The sequence below is a fragment of the Streptomyces sp. NPDC048483 genome, from assembly GCF_040651455.1.
GTDB lineage: Bacteria > Actinomycetota > Actinomycetes > Streptomycetales > Streptomycetaceae > Streptomyces.
Map to the genome: position 1 here is coordinate 22883 of NZ_JBEZJZ010000040.1, position 15585 is coordinate 38467.

Here is a 15585-nt window from a genome sequence, read left to right on the forward strand (position 1 = left end):
TCGTCGAACACGGCACGGCCCTTTCTCATCGCGGCATAGCGTCGACCTCGACAGGACACCCCGCGTCGCGGCGGCGTTGTGCAGCTTCCACGGAGTTCTTCCACGACGTCACGCAACGGCGCGCGACAGGAGCCAGAGGACATGCAGACCAAGCTGGACGAAGCCAAGACCGAGCTGCTCGCCAGGGCCGCCCGGGTCGCTGAAAGCAGCCCGGCCGGGGGACATCTCCCGGTACGCGGCCTCGACCCGGAGACCCTTACGGGATACCTCCAGCGCTACTACCTGCACACCGCCCCCGAGGATCTCACCGACCGTGACCCGGTGGATGTCTTCGGCGCCGCGCTCTCGCACTACCGCCTCGCGGAGATGCGCCCGCAGGGCACCGCGAACGTCCGGGTGCACACCCCGACCGTCGAGGAGAACGGCTGGACGTGCAGCCACTCCGTCGTCGAGGTCGTGACGGACGACATGCCGTTCCTGGTCGATTCGGTGACGAACGAGCTCTCGCGCCAGGGGCGGGGCATCCATGTCGTCATCCACCCGCAGGTGATCGTCCGCCGGGACGTCGCCGGCAAGCTGATCGAGGTCTTCGACGCCAACGGCGACGTCCACCCGAACGGCAACGGCAAGGCCGCCGAGCGGCCGCACGACGCGGTGACCGAGTCCTGGATCCATGTCGAGATGGACCGTGAGACCGACCGCGAGGACCTCAAGCAGATCACCGCCGATCTGCTGCGGGTGCTGTCCGATGTCCGCGAGTGCGTCGAGGACTGGGACAAGATGCGCGCCTGTGCGGTGCGCATCGCCGAGGAGCTGCCGTCCGAGCCGACCGCCGACGACCTGCGCGACCGGGAGATCGACGAGGCCCGTGAGCTGCTGCGCTGGCTGGCCGCCGATCACTTCACCTTCCTGGGGTACCGCGAGTACGAGCTGGCCTCCGCGCCCGGTGAGAACGGCGCCGACGAGGACGTCCTGACCGCCGTGCCCGGCACGGGCCTGGGCATTCTGCGCGCCGACCCCAAGCACCGCGAGAGCGACGCCGGCCACCCCGTCTCGCCGTCCTTCAACCGGCTGCCCGCCGACGCCCGCGCCAAGGCCCGCGAGCACAAGCTGCTGATCCTGACCAAGGCCAACAGCCGCGCCACGGTGCACCGCCCCTCGTACCTGGACTACGTGGGCGTCAAGAAGTTCGACAAGGACGGCAATGTCGTCGGTGAACGGCGCTTCCTGGGCCTGTTCTCGTCGGCCGCGTACACCGAGTCCGTACGCCGGGTCCCGGTCATCCGCCGTAAGGTCAACGAGGTCCTCGAGGGCGCCGGGTTCACCCCGAACAGCCACGACGGCCGCGACCTGCTGCAGATCCTGGAGACCTACCCGCGCGACGAGCTGTTCCAGACCCCGGTCGACCAGCTCCAGGCCATCGCCACCAGCGTGCTCTACCTCCAAGAGCGCCGCCGGCTGCGGCTCTACCTCCGCCAGGACGAGTACGGCCGCTACTACTCCGCGCTGGTCTACCTCCCGCGCGACCGCTACACCACCGGCGTCCGGCTGCGGCTGATCGACATCCTGAAGGAGGAGCTGGGCGGCACCAGCGTCGACTTCACCGCGTGGAACACCGAGTCGATCCTGTCCCGGCTGCACTTCGTGATCCGGGTCCAGCCGGGTGCCAGCCTGCCGGACCTCACCGACGCCGATGCGGACCGCATCGAGAGCCGTCTGGTGGAGGCCGCCCGCTCCTGGGCCGACGGGTTCGGTGAGGCGCTGACCGCCGAGTGCGGTGAGGAGCGCGCCGCCGAGCTGCTGCGCCGCTACAGCCACGCCTTCCCCGAGGGCTACAAGGCCGACAACTCCCCGCGCAGCGCGGTCGCCGACCTCCAGCACCTGGAGAGGCTCACCGGCGAGCCGGGCAAGGACTTCTCCGTCAGCCTGTACGAGCCGGTCGGCGCGGGCCCCGGCGAGCGCCGCTTCAAGATCTACCGCACGGGCGAGCCGGTCTCGCTGTCCCGGGTGCTGCCGGGCCTGAACCGCCTGGGTGTCGAGGTCATCGACGAGCGCCCGCACGAGCTGCGCCGCACGGACGGCACCATCGCCTGGATCTACGACTTCGGCCTGCGGATGCCGGAGCACGTCGCCGGCGACGACGCCCGCGAGCGGTTCCAGGAGGCGTTCACCGCGGTGTGGACGGGCGCCGCCGAGAGCGACAGCTTCAACAAGCTGGTGCTGCGGGCCGGCCTCAACTGGCGCCAGGCGATGGTGCTGCGCGCGTACGCCAAGTACCTGCGGCAGGCCGGTGCCACCTTCAGCCAGACGTACATGGAGGACACCCTCTCCAACAACGTCCACACCACCCGGCTGCTGGTCTCGCTCTTCGAGGCGCGGATGGCCCCGGAGCGGCAGCGGGCCGGCACCGAGCTGACCGACGCCCTGCTGGAGGAGCTGGAGGCCGCACTCGACCAGGTCGCCTCCCTCGACGAGGACCGCATCCTGCGCTCCTTCCTCACCGTCATCAAGGCGACGCTGCGCACCAACCACTACCAGAAGGACAGCAAGGGCAACCCGCACTCCTACCTGTCCATGAAGCTGGACCCGCAGGCGATCCCCGAACTGCCGGCGCCCCGCCCGGCGTACGAGATCTGGGTGTACTCGCCCCAGGTCGAAGGCGTCCACCTGCGGTTCGGCAAGGTCGCCCGCGGTGGTCTGCGCTGGTCGGACCGCCGTGAGGACTTCCGTACGGAGATCCTGGGCCTGGTCAAGGCGCAGATGGTCAAGAACACCGTCATCGTGCCGGTCGGCGCCAAGGGCGGCTTCGTCGGCAAGCAGCTGCCGGACCCGTCGGTGGACCGGGACGCCTGGCTGGCCCAGGGCATCGCCTGCTACAAGACGTTCATCTCCGGTCTGCTGGACATCACCGACAACCTGGTCGGCGGCGAGGTCGTGCCGCCGCAGAACGTCGTCCGGCACGACGAGGACGACACCTACCTGGTGGTCGCGGCCGACAAGGGCACGGCGACGTTCTCGGACATCGCCAACGAGGTCGCCCAGTCCTACGGATTCTGGCTCGGCGACGCCTTCGCCTCCGGCGGCAGCGCCGGTTACGACCACAAGGGCATGGGCATCACCGCCCGCGGCGCCTGGGAGTCGGTCGAGCGGCACTTCCGCGAGCTGGGCCACGACACCCAGACCCAGGACTTCACCACGGTCGGCGTCGGCGACATGTCCGGTGACGTCTTCGGCAACGGCATGCTGCTCAGCGAGCACATCCGCCTGGTGGCCGCCTTCGACCACCGGCACATCTTCATCGACCCGAAGCCGGACGCGGCGACCTCGTACGCCGAGCGCCGCCGGCTCTTCGAGCTGCCCCGCTCCTCCTGGGCCGACTACGACACCGACCTGCTTTCGCAGGGCGGCGGCATCCACCCGCGCTCGGCCAAGTCCATCCCGATCAATGCGCAGGTGCGGGCGGCCCTGGGCATCGAGTCCGGCGTGAAGAAGATGACGCCGGCCGATCTGATGCAGGCCATCCTCAAGGCGCCGGTCGACCTGCTGTGGAACGGCGGCATCGGCACGTACGTGAAGTCCTCGGCGGAGTCCAACGCCGACGTGGGCGACAAGTCCAACGACGCCATCCGCGTCAACGGCGAGGACCTGCGGGTCAAGGTCGTCGGCGAGGGCGGCAACCTGGGCCTGACCCAGCTGGGCCGGATCGAGTTCGCCGCGGCCGGCGGGAAGATCAACACCGATGCGATCGACAACAGCGCCGGTGTGGACACCTCCGACCACGAGGTGAACATCAAGATCCTGCTGAACTCGGTCGTCGCCGAGGGCGATATGACGGTCAAGCAGCGCAACAAGCTGCTGGCCGAGATGACCGACGAGGTCGGCGCGCTGGTGCTGCGCAACAACTACGCGCAGAACACCGCGCTGGCGCTGGCCCTCGCCCAGTCCTCCAGCATGCTCCACGCCCAGCAGCGCTTCCTGCGCCGCCTGGTGCGCGACGGCGACCTCGACCGGGCGCTGGAGTTCCTGCCCACCGACCGGCAGATCCGCGAGCGGCTGACCGCCGGGCGCGGCCTGACCCAGCCCGAGACCGCGGTGCTCCTGGCCTACACCAAGATCACGGTGGCCGATGCGCTGATCCAGACCGGCCTGCCGGACGACGCCTACCTCCAGCGGCTGCTGCACGCCTACTTCCCCTCGGCGCTCCACGACCGCTTCCCCGAGCAGGTCGACGGGCACGCGCTGCGCCGCGAGATCGTGACGACGGTGATGGTCAACGACACCGTCAACACCGGCGGTACGAGCTTCCTGCACCGCATGCGGGAGGAGACCGGCGCCTCGCTCGAAGAGGTCGTCCGGGCGCACACCGCGGCCCGCGCGATCTTCCGGCTCAACCAGGTCTGGGACGACGTCGAGGCGCTCGACAATGTCGTCGCGGCCGAGGTGCAGACCCGCATCCGGCTGCACTCGCGGCGGCTGGTCGAGCGCGGCACCCGCTGGCTGCTCAACAACCGTCCGCAGCCGCTGGAGCTGTCGGAGACCATCGAGTTCTTCAGCGAGCGGGTCGCCCAGGTCTGGGCGGAGCTGCCGAAGCTGCTGCAGGGCAGCGATGTGGAGTGGTACCAGACGATCCTGGAGGAGCTGACGGGCAGCGGGGTGACCGAGGCACTGGCCGTCCAGGTGGCCGGCTTCTCCTCGGTATTCCCGGCGCTGGACATCGTCGCCATCGCGGACCGTACGGGCAAGGAGCCGCTGGAGGTCGCCGAGGCCTACTACGACCTGGGCGACCGGCTGCGGATCAACCAGCTGCTGGACCGCATCCTGGACCTGCCGCGCAACGACCGCTGGCAGTCGATGGCCCGCGCCTCCATCCGCGAGGACCTCTTCGCGGCGCATGCGGCGCTGACCGCCGACGTCCTGGCGGTGGGCAACGGCACCTCCACGCCCGAGCAGCGGTTCAAGGCCTGGGAAGAGGCCAACGCGGCGATCCTGGGCCGCGCCCGCGCGACGCTGGAGGAGATCCACGGGTCGGAGGGCTTCGACCTGGCGAATCTGTCGGTGGCGATGCGGACGATGCGTACGCTGCTGCGGACGCACAGCTGACGCCCGGCAACGGCACGGCGGACGGCCCCGGAGCTCAGGCTCCGGGGCCGTCCCCGTTTCCGTGCGGCCGGGCCGCCCGCCTCGCCGGCCGCCCGGCCCGACGCTCTAGCGGTGCGCCTCGTACGCCTTGATCACGTCGTCCGTCGGGCCGTCCATCACGAGCTCGCCGTGCTCCAGCCACAGCACCCGGTGGCAGGTGTCCCGGATCGACTTGTTGTTGTGGCTGACCAGGAAGACCGTGCCGGCCTCCTTGCGCAGCTCGCGGATGCGGGCCTCGGAGCGCTTCTGGAAGGCGCGGTCGCCGGTGGCCAGCGCCTCGTCGATCATCAGGACGTCGTGGTCCTTGGCCGCCGCGATGGAGAACCGCAGCCGGGCCGCCATGCCGGAGGAGTACGTGCGCATCGGCAGCGAGATGAAGTCGCCCTTCTCGTTGATGCCGGAGAAGTCGACGATGCCGTCGTAGCGCTCGCGCACCTGCTCGCGGGACATGCCCATCGCCAGGCCGCCCAGGATGACGTTCTTCTCGCCGGTCAGGTCGTTCATCAGCGCCGCGTTCACGCCCAGCAGCGAGGGCCGGCCGTGCGTGGAGACCGTGCCGCGCTCCGCGGGCAGCAGGCCGGCGACCGCCTTGAGCAGCGTCGACTTGCCGGAGCCGTTGGAGCCGATCAGACCGATCGACTCGCCCCGGTAGGCGGTGAAGGAGACGCCCTTGACCGCGTGCACCTCGCGCACGCCCGAGGAGGGCTTGCGGCGGACGATGCGGTTCAGCGCCGCGGTGGCGCTGCCCTTGCCCGCTCCGGTGCCGTAGACCCGGTAGACGATGTGCAGATCGTCGGCGATCACGGTCGGTACCCGCTCCTGCGTGGCCGCCGTCGGCCGGCCGCCGTTGTTGTCCTCAGCCACGTCCATACCGCTCCTCGGCCTTCCAGAAGTACACAAAGCCGACGACGCCCAGCAGCAGCGCCCAGCCGGCCGCGAACGCCCACACGTGCGGCGGCAGCTGCTGCTGGGTGAAGCTGTCGATCAGCGCGAAGCGCACCAGGTCGATGTAGACGGTGGCGGGGTTGGCGTTGAGCAGGATCTCCACGATCTTCGGGAGGTGCTTGCCCTGGAGGATCACGCTGATGCTGAACATCACGCCGGACGCGTACATCCAGGTCCGCAGGACGAAGGGCATCAGCTGCGCCAGGTCCGGGGTCCGCGCGCCGAGCCGCGCCATGATCATCGCCAGGCCCGTGTTGAAGACGAACTGCAGCGTCAGCGCCGGGACGACCAGCAGCCACGACCAGGTTGGCAGCTGTCCGAAGCACAGCAGGATGACCGCAAGCACGCCCATGGAGTACAGCAGCTGCTGGAGCTGCGCCAGGCAGAACGAGATCGGCAGGCAGGCGCGCGGGAAGTGCAGCGCCCGCACCAGGCCGAGGTTGCCGGAGATCGCCCGCGTTCCGGCCATCACCGAGTTCTGCAGGAAGGTGAAGAGGAAGACGCCGGTCACCAGGAACGGGATGAAGTCGGGGACGTGCTTCCTCGTGTCGAGCAGCACGCCGAAGATCAAGTAGTAGACGCCGGCGTTGAGCAGCGGGGTGATCACCTGCCACAGCTGGCCGAGCTTGGCGGTGGTGTACATCGCGGTGAGCTTGGCGGTGGCGAACGAGGTGATGAAGTGCCGCCGGCGCCACAACTGGCGGGTGTACTCGGGAAGCGACGGACGGACACCGCTCACCGCGAGGCCGTGGCGTTCGGCCAGGGCGCGCAGCTCGGGGTCAGGGGACGCGCCGGGGCCGGGCATCCGGGCGGGCGCCGGGGCCGGGCTCGACGGGGCGAGGGTCTGGGGCATGAGGGCCGCTTTCGCTTGTGTACGGGGCGGCGGAACGGGTGCCGTGCGACGACGGAACGGGTCCGTATCGTCGCAACGATGTCGACACTAAAGGGAGCTCACGTCGAGACGCAACCGTAGCGTCGTGACGCTATGCTCACGCCATGGCAAAGAACGGGGCACACGAGGGCAGCGCGACAGATCCCGTGGCGGCGCGCCGGACGCCGGCCGGCGCCGCCGTGCTGCGGGAGGACAAGACCGCCGCGATCCGCGCCGCGGTCTTCGAGGAGCTGGCCGCGGTCGGCTTCGCCCGGATGTCCATCGAGGGCATCGCGCGGCGCGCGGGCGTCGGCAAGACCGCGGTCTACCGGCGCTGGCGCTCGAAGCTGCACCTCGTGCTGGACGTGGTCTCCGCGGTGGCCGCCGCGGGCCTGCCGACGCCGGACACCGGGTCGCTGCGCGGCGATGTACGGATGCTGCTGGAGGTCGCGGCCCGCGCGCTGCGGCACCCGATGGCCTCGCAGATCCTTCCGGACCTGCTGGCCGAGGCGGCCCGCAGCCCGGAGCTCGCCGAGGCGCTCAAGACGGCCCTGCACGACAGTCAGCAGGGCGTCGCCACCGCGATGGTGGCGCGGGCCGTCGAGCGCGGGGAGATCCCGGCCGGTGTCGACGGCGGGCTGGCACTGGACCTGCTGACCGGGCCGCTCTACTGGCGGCTGGTGGTCGTCCGCGACGACCTGCCCGAGGGATATCTCGACGCGCTGGCGGGCTCGGTCGCGGTGGCCCTCGGGGCGGAGTGAGCACGAGGCCGCGGTACGGCTGAGCGGTCACCCTCAGCCGTACGCGCACCGGGCCGTCACTTCTTGACCCGCCGCGGCGTGGCGGCGTCGTGTTGCTTGCACAGGGAAATCCCCCCGGTCGCGATCCGGCCGGGGGGATTTGTCTGTGCAGTCCAAGGACTCCCGTCAGCCCGCCAGTTCGATCCCGGAAGTGCCGGAGGCGTCGGAGGTCCCCGAGGTGCCCGTCATCCGGTCGCCGCCCGCCTTCCGCTGCGCCGGCAGCTTGACCAGCCCTGCCGCGGCGGCCGCCGCCCGTGGCCGCGGTGCCACGGCGCGGCGCTCCAGCGGCTCCGGCTCGGGGGCGGCCTCCTGGCCGAGGAAGACCTGGCGCACCACGCGCTCGGCGGCGTGCCCGTCGTCCCACTGGCAGAACCGCTCGCGGAAGGCGGCCCGCAGCGCGGTGGCCCGCTCGTCGTCCCAGCGGCCGCTGCGGAACGCCTCGATCAGCTCGTCCTCGCTGGTGGCGATCACGCCCGGGGTGTCGCCCGGCCTGCCCGAGAGCAGGTCGAAGGTGACGCCGCGGGAGCGGACGTAGGTGTCCCAGTCGTCGGCGTAGTTGATGATCGGCCGGTCGAGGTTGGCGTAGTCGAACATGATCGACGAGTAGTCCGTGACCAGCGCGTCGGCGGCCAGGCACAGCTCCTCGACGACCGGGTGCCCGGAGACGTCGATCAGCGCGCCGCGCTCCTGGAGCTCCTGCAGGACGGGATCCTGGTCGTAGAAGTAGTGGGTGCGCACCAGCAGGACGAAGTCCTCGCCCAGCTCGCGGGAGATCTTCTCCAGGTCGAGGCGGGGGACATAGCCGACCTGGTAGTCGCGCATGGTCGGCGCGTAGAGGACGGCGGTCTTGTCGGGGGCTATGCCCAGGCGCTCGCGGATGCCGAGGACGTCCTGCGCGGTGGCGCGGTAGTAGACGTCGTTACGGGGGTAACCGGCGTCCAGCGACGCGAAGTTGCAGGGGTAGACGCGCTCCCACTGCTCGGTGGTGTGCTGGTTGGCGGAGAGCGAGTAGTCCCAGCGGTCGGCGCGCGCGAGCAGCTTGCGGAAGCTCATGCCCTTGGCGGCGGCCGGGTAGCGCTTCTGGTCGACCCCCATCGACTTCAGCGGGGTGCCGTGGTGGGTCTGGAGGTGGATCTGCCCCTCGCGCTTGACCACACCGTCCGCAAAGTTGACGTTGTTGACCAGGTACTTGGCGCGGGCCACCACCTCCCAGTAGCGCGGCGAGTTCAGGACGACATGATCGACGCCGGCCGGGACCTGGTCGGCCAGGCCCTGCTTGACGACCCAGACGCCGTGCATGCCCGGGGCCAGCTCCTTGGCCTTCTCGTAGATCGCGAGGGGGTTGCAGGCCGGCAGCCGGTTCCAGTACGCGGAGTAGACCGCGAGGTTCTCGTCCAGCGGCTGCCGCAGCAGCGCCTGGTACCGCAGGTCCATGGCCTTCTTCTTCGCCTGCCGGACCCGCTTGCCCGCGTGCTTGCGGACCGTGCGCTGCACCTTGCCGGCGACCTTGAGGCCGGCCAGCGCCGGGTAGGAGTCCTTGGCGAGCAGCGCGTACTTGCCGCCGACGACCCCCGTCGGGCGGACGAATCCGGCCGGCACGCGCATGCGGTAGTCGCGGGCGGCGCGGTGGAAGAACTCGGCCGTGGCGCTCTGCGGCAGCCGGCCGGGCTTGTCCAGGATGGTCAGATAGTGGTCGACCATCTTGCGGAACATGTGCGGGCGCCAGCGCGAGAGCTCGGGGTGCGCGTCGAGATAGCCGAAGACCCGGCCGTACTGGTCGAAGACATCGAAGTGCTTACGGCTGGTGGTGCGCAGGATGTTGCCGCCCTGACGGCGCTGGCGGTAGTGCAGACAGACCCGGTCCAGAACGGCGATCCGCTGGGCCGTGATCAGCGTGCAGAACGTCCAGGGGGCGTCCTCGTAATAACCCACCGGGAATGCAAAACCGTGTTCCTCGATGAAGTCGCGGCGGTAGGCCTTGTTCCAGACGATCTGCAGCAGATCGAGGATCTCCGGGCGCTCGGCCAGCGCAAATGTGGGAGCGCCGGATTCATCGAGCAGTTCGGCGAGCGCATTGCGCCGGGCGGAGCCGTCCCAATACGTGCGCGCGTAATCGAAGATCAGGATTTCCGGGTCCTCGGTGGCGGCCAGCCGCTCGGCGAGCGCGTCGAGCGCGCCCGGCACCAGGGTGTCGTCGCTGTCGAGGAAGAGGACGTAGTCGCCGGTGGCCTTCTCCAGCCCGGCGTTGCGGGCCAGGCCCAGACCGACGTTCTCCGGCAGGTGCAGGACCTGGACGCGGTCGTCGAGCGCGGCGTACTCGTCCAGGATGGCGCCGCTGGCGTCGGGCGAGCAGTCGTCGACGGCGATCAGCTCGAAGTCCGGGAAGTCCTGTGCCAGAACGGAGTCCAGGCATTCCCGCAGATACCCCTGAACTCTGAAGCACGGGACGATGACGCTGAAGCGGGGTGCGGCGGCGTCGCGGACCATATCCGACATGCGGTACTACTCCTCGTGACGAGCTGAGTACAGAACGCAAAAAAGCCCTAAAGGGCAGGTTCCATTGTCAGTGATCCGACTCCCGTTCACCTGAAAAGGTTGTTGTTCGTAACCTGAAAGTTCTGTGCGACACATCGCGCGCCGAGGAAAGTGGCGACTTAGTGGATGGGGGAGATTCTCGGGGCAACCCAATAGCGGATTTGGCCGTCTTCTTTTAGATGGGCCAATGAGGAGATCTCGTTGCGCGACCGCTCCGTCGCCCCTCCGGTCCGCCGCCGGCCGCCCCGGGCAGAGGGCGGTATGTCGTAAATGTTCGTTTCGCCGCATCGGTATGCGGGAACGGAGACGTGGTGGCCGCAACCGACAATCCCCCGCCTGGTCACACCTCGCGGCCGTCCGTCTCCGTGATCGTCCCTGTCCACAACACCCGCCGCTACCTCGACCGCAGCCTCGGCTCGGTCTTCGCGCAGACGCTGCGCCAGGACCGGATCGAGGTGATCGCGGTCGACGACGGCTCCACCGACGGCAGCGGCGCCTGGCTGACGGACGCCGCCCGCACCCACCCCAACCTGACGGTCGTTCACCGCCCCGCATCCGGCGGCGCCGGCCGGCCCCGCAACATCGGCCTCGCCCGCGCCAGGGGCGACTATGTCTTCTTCCTCGACTCCGACGACCGCCTCGGCCCCGAAGCGCTCGCCCGCCTCACCCGCATGGCCGAGACCTGCCACTCCGACATCGTCTACGGCCGCACGGTCGGCGCCGACGGCCGCACCGCCCCCGTCGACCTGCGCACGACCAGCCCCCGCGTCTCCCTCTTCGACTCCCCGGTCTACTGGACCCTGGCCGCCTACAAACTCTTCCGCCGCTCCTTCCTCGACCGCCACCGCCTCCGCTTCGTCGAAGGCCGCCTCCTGGCCGAGGACCTCCCCTTCGGCATCACCGCACTGCTGCGCGCCCGCACGGTCTCCGTCCTGGCCGACTACGACTGCTACTACCTCCACGGCCGCGACGACGACAGCAACGCCAGCCGCCAGGACACCGACTGGCCCGACTACCTCGCCTACATCGCCACCGTCCTCGCCGATCTGGTCGCCGCCGAGGTCCCGCCCGGCCCCGACCGCGACAAACTGATGGTCCGCCACTTCCACGGCGAGATCCTCATGCCCTTCGCCGCCCCCTACCTCGCCCGCACCCCGGCCGGCCGCCGCGCCATGGCGAACGCCGCCCGCCCCCTCGTCGCCCGCTACCTCACCGACCGCGTCCTGGCGGCCCTGCCGCCCCGGCTACGCCTGCGCGCCCACTGCCTGCGCGCCGGCCTCGACGACCAGCTGACCGCCATCGTCCGCGCCGATACGCAGCGCCGCCCCGGCCCGCCCCACGAGCTCCCGGAAACCCGGCCCGGCCCGCCCCACGTGGACCCCGACGGCCGCGTCTACGCCGCCTACCCCTACTTCCGCGACCGCGCCCGCCCCCTCCCCGACGCCTGCTACGACCTCACCGGCCGCGTCGTCCTGCGCCAGCGCCTGACGGACTGCTACTGGAACAACGGCACCCTCCACCTCCACGGCACCGCCGAACTCCCCGGCCTCACGGCCCACTTCATCGATCTGGTGCTCCGCCACCGGGGCGCCGAACACCGCCTCCCCGCCCGTCACGTGAACGGGAGATGGCATGCCGTCCTCGACCCGGCGACCGCCGCGGACGGCGCCGCGCCGACCGACGGCGTCTGGGGCCTGAAGATCGCGGTCACCGCATACGGCGCCACCGGACCGGCCGTACGCCGCGCCGCCTGGCTGTGCCCGGAGGGCCCCGCGGGCTTCGCCCCCCGCCTCGTCGACCGCGGCCCGGCGGGCCCCGCCGTCGCCGCCCTCTTCCTCTCCCGCCCCCACGGCCATCTCCACCTCGACCTCGACGGCCGCGGCGTACGCCGCCCCCTGGGCGCCGACCTCCGGGGGGAGCTCACCTCCCACCCCACCGGCCGCACCACCCTCACCACCCGCGTCACCCTCCCCGGGTGCCCCCTGGGCGCCGAGCTTCAGCTGATCCTCTTCGACGCGAAGCATGCGGTGGCGCTGCGCACGACGGCCGAGCGGGCACCGGGGGACCGGTTCACGGTGCGGGCCCGGCTGCGCGGTGCGCCGGAGGGGACGTGGCGGGTGGCACTACGGCTCACCGCGGGGGCGCTGCGCTGCCGACTGCCGGTGCGGTCCGCCGACGGCCAGGGCCCGCTGATCCTGAGAGCCGGTGTCTCCACCCCGGCCGTGCGCTGATCCGACCGGGGTGGAGACACCGGCTCTTACGACGCGGGGACACGGCCCACAGGGCCGACGGCCCCGTGGGCACGGGGGAGCGGGTGCCTCCAGGCGCGCCCCACGGGCGGAGCGGGTGCCTCCAGGCGCGCCGCGGACGAGGAGTGGTCACGCCCCCCGGCGCAGCCCCCACCCCGCCCAGGCCGAGCTGATCATGTCCCGTACGTCGTGGTGGGCCTTCCAGCCCAGCTCCGAGGCGATCCGGTCGGCCGAGGCGACCACCCGGGCGGGATCGCCGGGCCGTCGCGGCGTGACCTTGGGGGTGACGTTCTCGTGGCCGGTGATCTCGCAGATCAGGCTGATCAGCTCGCGTACCGAAACACCTTCGCCGCGGCCGATGTTCAGGGTCAGGTCGCGCACCGGGCCGGGCTCGGCGAGTTTGCGGGCAGCGGCCACGTGGGCGTCGGCGAGGTCGGCTACGTGGATGTAGTCGCGGATGCAGGTGCCGTCGGGGGTGTCGTAGTCGTCGCCGAAGATGCGGGGGGCGGCGCCCTCGGTGAGCTTTTCGAAGACCATGGGGACGATGTTGAAGACGCCGGTGTCCGAGAGCTCGGGGGTGGCCGCGCCGGCGACGTTGAAGTAGCGCAGGCAGGCGGTGCTGATGCCGTGCGCCTTGCCGACCGCGCGGGCCATCCACTCGCCGACGAGCTTGGTCTCGCCGTACGGGTTGATCGGCAGACAGGGGGTGTCCTCGGTGACCAGGTCGACGTCGGGCATGCCGTAGACGGCGGCCGAGGAGGAGAAAACGAGGCGGCCGACGCCCGCCGCGGCCATGGCTTCCAGGAGGGTCTGGAGGCCGTGGACGTTCTCGCGGTAGTAGAGCAGCGGCATCTCGACCGATTCGCCGACCTGCTTCTTGGCGGCGAGGTGCACCACATCGGTGATGTCGTGCGCGGCGAACGTGCGGTCCAGCAGCGCGCGGTCGAGGGTGGAGCCGACGATCAGCGGGACGCCCTCGGGGAGACGGTCGGCGATGCCGGTCGTCACATTGTCGAGCACCACGACCGACTCGCCCGCCTGGTGCAGGGCCCGTACGACATGGGCGCCGATGTAGCCGGCACCACCCGTGATCAAGTAAGACATAGCGCCATCCTAGGTCGGGGGACGGGGAGCGGGACGGGAAGCGGGAGGGGAAACAGCTCAGCGGCGGAGCTTGCGGGCCGCGATGCGCCACAGGCTGCGCAGGCCGGAGGCCACCCGCAGGGAGAGAGCGCCGCCGGTCGTCGCATACGGCTGGGCCAGAAGGAAGAGGTGGCGCCGGCTGGGCAGGACGCGGCGGCGCAGACCGGGGCCGGTCGCGCGGAGCGAGGCGCGGAAGTGGGAGCCGTCCGCGCAGCGCACCTCGGCCATCAGGTCCCATGGCTCGGGGCCGGCCGAGCGGTCGGTGTCCCGCTCGGTCAGGGCCGCCAGGTTCAGGACCACCTCGGCGGTCCAGCAGGTCTCGGACCCGGTGGCGGGCGGGGGCGGGGCAGGGGTGAGTGCGGCCGTGTGGACCGGGCCGCGGCGCTCGTCCCGGCGGCGGCGCAGCTCTATGTCGATGCTGACCGGGCCCGCCGCGGCCAGCCGTCCGTAGAGGTCGTGGACGCGCAGCCGCAGCGTGCTGCGGGCGCCGATGGCCGGCTCGGCGTCGATGGTCACCGGGAGGCGGTGCATCGGCTTGGTGCCGAGGGCGTCCAGCTCGACCTCGGGGAGGTCCGAGGACCACACGGCGAGACCGTCGGCCTCGGCGTAGGGCGGCAGGAGCCGGCCGGGGCGGGCCGCCAGCTGGGTGAGGCGTTCCAGGTCGCGCGGGGCGGGGGAGGCCAGGACGACGCGGGCCAGCCAGCGGGCGGGGGCGCGGGCGGCACGGAGGTCGGCCTCGTCGAAGCCGGCCAGGTAGTCGCGGGTCAGCCGCCACCACTCCGCCCGGTACTCGGCGCCGCGGGTGTGCAGCTCACGGACGTAGAGCCGCAGGTCATGGTCGAGGAACTTGGTGTCCGCGGCATGCGCGAGGGCCTTGTGCCCGGCGTCCAGGAAGATCTGCACGCTGGCCCGGTGGGCGTCGATACGGGCCTGCCAGTTGGCGACGTTCTTGCGGTCGAGGGAGATGGACTGCTTGGCGGCGCTGCGGCGGACGTGCCAGATGTAGACGTGGTCGGGGATCGTCGCGATGCGGGGCGCGGCGGCCAGCACGCGGGCCGTGAAGACGAAGTCCTCGTACGTGTAGCGGCCCTCGGGGAAGGCGATGCCGTGCGCCAACAGGAACGTTCGTTCATACAGCTTGTTGACACACAGGGTGTCGCGGACCAGGTGCGGGCTGGCCTCGGCGGAGCCGTGCACGGCCGGCTCGCGGTAAAGGGCGGGCTGCCAGGCGACATCGCGCTTCGCGGGCAGCTCGCGGCGCACACACGCGCCCGCCGTCACCGGCGCCTCATGGCGCAGGGCGGCGGCCAGCAGGGCCTGGGCCGCCCCCGTCGGCAGGACGTCATCGCTGTCCAGGAACATCACGAAGCGGCCGGTGGCGGCGCGCAGCCCCTCGTTGCGCGGGGTCCCGCAGCCGCCGCTGTTCTCGGTGCGGTGGATCACCCGCAGCCGGGGATCGCTACGGGCGAGCGCGTCCAGGGTCTCGCCCGTGGCGTCGGTGGAGGCGTCGTTCACCGCGATCACCTCGGTGACGGTTTCACCGGGTTTGCCCTGAATGAGTGCGGAGCGCACGGCAGCGGAGACATGGGCGGCATCGTTGAAGGCGATGACGACGATGCTGACCTGCGCGGTGGGCGTGATGGTGGGCCCAGGCGGTGGCTCAAGGGCTTCTTTCACAGTCACTACATCTACATTTCGTCTCGACAGCATCTCTGGGCGTGAGCGGGATCCGGTCCTTTTGTCTGATGGGTCAGAGGGGGAATCCCGTCGCACGGTTGCACCCGTTGCCACGGTTTTCCGCGACATTGCCCTCTTGTGGCGGGTCGGAAGGCCGGGCTCGGGGTGTGCACGGCTCCGTGAGGGCGCCTGCACAATCTGTAACGACGCGAGCGCCGCGCGATGC

8 protein-coding genes are annotated in these 15585 nt (G+C 70.8%); 3 read left to right on the forward strand and 5 right to left on the reverse strand.

Going from position 1 to position 15585, the window contains the following annotated elements:
• Positions 1–141 precede the first annotated feature (141 nt).
• Positions 142–5100 (forward strand): NAD-glutamate dehydrogenase, encoded by a 4959-nt coding sequence (locus tag AB0D04_RS21040; RefSeq protein ID WP_362705321.1) that lies wholly within the window; start codon positions 142–144, stop codon positions 5098–5100.
• A gap of 105 nt (positions 5101–5205) precedes the next feature.
• Here AB0D04_RS21040 and AB0D04_RS21045 read toward each other — a convergent pair whose 3' ends face one another.
• Together AB0D04_RS21045 and AB0D04_RS21050 are read right to left on the reverse strand one after the other, a co-directional pair.
• Complete coding sequence (locus AB0D04_RS21045; RefSeq protein ID WP_362705324.1) at positions 5206–6009, reverse strand: ABC transporter ATP-binding protein; 804 nt, start codon at positions 6007–6009, stop codon at positions 5206–5208.
• The gene (locus tag AB0D04_RS21050; protein ID WP_362705327.1) at positions 5996–6937 is read right to left on the reverse strand and encodes an ABC transporter permease; all 942 of its coding nucleotides are present in this window, start codon (positions 6935–6937) and stop codon (positions 5996–5998) included. Before AB0D04_RS21050 ends, AB0D04_RS21045 begins: the two co-directional genes overlap by 14 nt.
• A 143-nt stretch (positions 6938–7080) precedes the next feature.
• Between AB0D04_RS21050 and AB0D04_RS21055 the strand changes: the two genes are divergently transcribed.
• Complete coding sequence (locus AB0D04_RS21055) at positions 7081–7716, forward strand: TetR/AcrR family transcriptional regulator (protein WP_362705330.1); 636 nt, start codon at positions 7081–7083, stop codon at positions 7714–7716.
• Positions 7717–7881: 165 nt separating this feature from the next.
• Here AB0D04_RS21055 and AB0D04_RS21060 read toward each other — a convergent pair whose 3' ends face one another.
• Complete coding sequence (locus tag AB0D04_RS21060; RefSeq protein ID WP_362705333.1) at positions 7882–10251, reverse strand: bifunctional glycosyltransferase family 2 protein/CDP-glycerol:glycerophosphate glycerophosphotransferase; 2370 nt, start codon at positions 10249–10251, stop codon at positions 7882–7884.
• 350 nt (positions 10252–10601) lie between these two features.
• On the opposite strand from AB0D04_RS21060, the gene AB0D04_RS21065 reads away from it, so the two are divergent.
• Entirely contained in the window at positions 10602–12521 is a 1920-nt protein-coding gene (locus tag AB0D04_RS21065; protein WP_362705336.1) for a glycosyltransferase, read from the forward strand.
• A 147-nt stretch (positions 12522–12668) separates the two neighbouring features.
• On the opposite strand, the gene galE is transcribed toward AB0D04_RS21065, so the two are convergent.
• Together galE and AB0D04_RS21075 are read right to left on the reverse strand one after the other, a co-directional pair.
• Positions 12669–13643, reverse strand: coding sequence for a UDP-glucose 4-epimerase GalE (gene galE, locus AB0D04_RS21070; protein WP_362705339.1), 975 nt, complete (start codon positions 13641–13643; stop codon positions 12669–12671).
• Positions 13644–13700: 57 nt separating this feature from the next.
• The gene (locus tag AB0D04_RS21075) at positions 13701–15359 is read right to left on the reverse strand and encodes a glycosyltransferase family A protein (RefSeq protein ID WP_362705381.1); all 1659 of its coding nucleotides are present in this window, start codon (positions 15357–15359) and stop codon (positions 13701–13703) included.
• Between the last annotated feature and the right edge of the window lie 226 nt (positions 15360–15585).

What these genes read in the sequence shown, in the direction of transcription:
- AB0D04_RS21040 (WP_362705321.1), top strand. Translation starts at nt 142, where the DNA reads ATGCAGACCAAGCTGGACGAAGCCAAGACCGAGCTGCTCGCCAGGGCC.
- AB0D04_RS21045 (WP_362705324.1), bottom strand. Translation starts at nt 6,009, where the DNA reads ATGGACGTGGCTGAGGACAACAACGGCGGCCGGCCGACGGCGGCCACG.
- AB0D04_RS21050 (WP_362705327.1), bottom strand. Translation starts at nt 6,937, where the DNA reads ATGCCCCAGACCCTCGCCCCGTCGAGCCCGGCCCCGGCGCCCGCCCGG.
- AB0D04_RS21055 (WP_362705330.1), top strand. Translation starts at nt 7,081, where the DNA reads ATGGCAAAGAACGGGGCACACGAGGGCAGCGCGACAGATCCCGTGGCG.
- AB0D04_RS21060 (WP_362705333.1), bottom strand. Translation starts at nt 10,251, where the DNA reads ATGTCGGATATGGTCCGCGACGCCGCCGCACCCCGCTTCAGCGTCATC.
- galE (WP_362705339.1), bottom strand. Translation starts at nt 13,643, where the DNA reads ATGTCTTACTTGATCACGGGTGGTGCCGGCTACATCGGCGCCCATGTC.